The sequence below is a fragment of the Accumulibacter sp. genome (assembly GCF_029255125.1).
In the GTDB taxonomy this organism is placed as follows: Bacteria; Pseudomonadota; Gammaproteobacteria; order Burkholderiales; family Rhodocyclaceae; genus Accumulibacter.
This window is the reverse complement of the sequence record NZ_JAPUVR010000033.1, coordinates 1-2,750: the sequence shown is the minus strand read 5'-3', so window position 1 is coordinate 2,750 and position 2,750 is coordinate 1. Positions and strand designations below refer to the sequence as shown.

Below are 2,750 nucleotides of genomic sequence, written 5' to 3'. Positions count from 1 at the left end.
GCTGGTTGTTGTGGTCGCATTGATCGACGGTCGGGACCTCCGGCACGGCTGCCCGCCAGCGCTCATCCCCCATTGCGCACGGCGCGCATTATCGCCCGAAACGCTACGCCACCGGTGCCGCGTTTTGCCTTGCACTGGCGCGCCGCCAGCCTTCCGCCGGCGCACCGCCAGCGCCGTCGCGGCGTGCCGCGGCTTCCAGCATCGGTTCGCCGTGATCGACTGGCGCTCAAGGCGGGTGCTCGCCTGGCGGCAACCGCGCCGGCGTGCTGCGCAGGGCCAGGCGGCGATGCTCAGTCGGGGATCGTCCAGGCGCGTTGCACCAGCCAGCGCCGCATCAGGGGTACGCGCAGCCGGCAGGCACCGTCGTCGTCGAGCACGAGCAGGCGGCGGCGCAGCGAGGCGTAGACGTGCGCATCGGTCGGCGGCGGCTGCCGTTCGCTGTGCACGAATCCGCGCAGGTACTGCCATTCGCCGGGCTGTTGGCACTCGCGCCAGAGCAGTTCCTACAGCACCGTCGTGCCGCGCACGACTGCTTGCGCAAAGGATTCTTCGAGCAGCGCCGCGTCTACCGTGCGCTGACCGCGGTCGTTGGCCAGGTCGACCGCAGTTTCGGCGAGCAGTTGCACCAGGTGCGGCCAGCCGCCGGCTTCGCGGTGGATGCGGTCGATCCCGTCGGCGCCCCAGAAATCGGCAGCGAAGCGCGGTCGCTGGCGCCCCGGCTGCTGGTAGTAACGCGAGTGGCGCAGCGGATCGCTGAGCAGCATGGTCGTTTCCTCGCTGGTGAACAGCGCTACCTCGAGCGTGCGCGCGCTGACCAGGTACGAAGTCCATGCCGCGTTCGGCAGTTCGGCGATTTCGTGGCTGCCGGCGAACAGCCAGGTGATCCGGCGGTGCGACTGGATCGACTCGCGCAAGGTGTCGAGCAGCGCTGACGGCAAGACGCCTTCGCCGATTTTCTGGTCGAGCATTTCGTACTCGTCGAGGGCGATCAGCAGCCGTCCTTGCTCGGCCGCCAGCCGGCGGTCGATGTCGGCGAAAAAGGCGAACGCCGTCGACAGATCGTAGCGCGCCGGCGCCGGCGGGGCGCTGCTCGCCAAGACCTCGCGGCAGCGCGCGACCAGGAGTTCCAGCAGCGAGGCGAGCGGGGCGCGAAAAAGCGGCCGGTCGGCGCTGTCGAGCTGCCGTTGAACGGCCGAGATTTCGCCGATCCACTGTTTGACGCGGGCGGTTTCGGCGAGAAAGCCGCGCTCGCCCTCCGGTAACAGCGCGGCCAGCGCATCCAGCGACGCCAGCGACGGCGCGCCGGCGGCCGCGCGCACGACGAGGCGCGTACGAGCGCGCAAGGCCGATGGGCGCTGACTCGGGTAGTCGCTGATCAACCGCTCGATTTCGGCCAGCGCCGCCGTCCGATCGTGTTCGGCGTAGGCGACGAGCAGTCGGTCAAGGCGGGCGAACGGCAGGCTGCAAAGATCGTCCCAGGCAACCGGATGCCAAGGGTAGGCACGACCGTTCACCCGCGGCCAAACGAAAAGCCAGGCGTAGAGGTGGTAGTAGGCGCGGAGAAGGGCGATCCCTACGGCGATCCCTACGGCGATCCCTACGGCGATCCCTACGGCGATCCCTTGCACCGCATGATACGCCAGCGCAGCAAAACCGCTGCGCCCGAGATCGATGACGCCGAGCGCGTGCAACAGCGAGCGCCCGCCGATCGTCTGGCGGGTCGCTCATCGTCCCGGGAGTTCGACGGTCTGCATGTCGATCGCCGACAGCGGGTGCGCGCGCGGCAGCAGCGTGGCGAATGGCGTGTGCGATTGGACGAGCAGCACCAGACGGCGGCTTTCCATCAGGTGGTAGCGCAAGGCAGAGAAGAGGTCTACACCGTACTGCGGGCGGTGCGCGACGAGATCGAAGTGCTCGATCGCCAGCCACGACTTTTCCCGCGCGGCGATCTGCCGGTCGAACTCGGCGAGGTCGTCGGGCTCGGGCGGAATCGGCAGCGAAGCCCCGTGCAGCTCGGCGAGCAGCTCGCCGATCAGCCCCCGCCGCGAGGCGGTCAATCCGCGCTGGAGGTCGACTCGCGCCAAACGGCGCCCCTCGCTGGCCAGGTCGTGGCGTAGTTGGTCAAACAGTGGCCGCCAACGCGCGCCGGCGCCGACGACCACATTCACCGATTGCCCGCGCGACAGGTGGCGGCGCAGCTCGCTGCGTGCTTGCAGCCAGGCCGGCGCGTCGCCGCCGAGGTCGGCGCCGCTTGCCTGCAGCAGCCGTTCCCATTGCGCGACTTATGACGCGCCGTCGTCGGTCAGGTCGATGTGCAGCGGCCCGCCGGCGACGATCTCGGGGGGCAGTGGGCAGGCCACGCGGCGCAGCGGGATCACGCGCCCGTCGCGGAAGTCCGGGTCGCGTGCGATCGCGCGGCGCATTTCGTGTTGGCAGCAGGCGCTGGCCAGGTACTCGGGTGTAAGCACGAGCAGCGTTTTCGCCGCCGCGTCCTGCCACTCGTCCATCTGGCCGACGACCGCGCGACCGGCAGCGAAGCGTTCGCGGTCGACGATCACCTGTGCGCCGCCGCCACGCAGCGCGGGCAGCAGACGTTCAAACACCCAGTCGCCCTGGGCGTGTGCATATACCGGAATAGGTCACAAACGACTTTAAGTAGTTGGCGCAAGAGGATGTAGAATTGTACTATTGCGTTCTACATGGAGCTGCTGCAATGCTGAGACTGACGTTTACCCAGGCGGAGGCCGAAG

The 2,750-nt window shown here is 68.8% G+C and carries 4 protein-coding genes; all 4 read right to left on the bottom strand.

What is annotated here, in order from left to right; all coding sequences use genetic code 11:
• Positions 1-290: 290 nt before the first annotated feature.
• Entirely contained in the window at positions 291-446 is a 156-nt protein-coding gene (locus tag Q1L59_RS01400) for a hypothetical protein (protein WP_300327505.1), read from the bottom strand.
• A 57-nt stretch (positions 447-503) separates the two neighbouring features.
• Positions 504-1,691, bottom strand: a complete 1,188-nt coding sequence (locus Q1L59_RS01395; protein WP_300327504.1) for a hypothetical protein — start codon at positions 1,689-1,691, stop codon at positions 504-506.
• Positions 1,692-1,724: 33 nt separating this feature from the next.
• On the bottom strand, positions 1,725-2,168 hold the full coding sequence (locus Q1L59_RS01390) for a hypothetical protein (protein ID WP_300327503.1): 444 nt from the start codon (positions 2,166-2,168) through the stop codon (positions 1,725-1,727).
• Between the two features lie 114 nt (positions 2,169-2,282).
• Positions 2,283-2,636, bottom strand: a complete 354-nt coding sequence (locus Q1L59_RS01385) for a toll/interleukin-1 receptor domain-containing protein (RefSeq protein WP_300327506.1) — start codon at positions 2,634-2,636, stop codon at positions 2,283-2,285.
• Positions 2,637-2,750 lie beyond the last annotated feature (114 nt).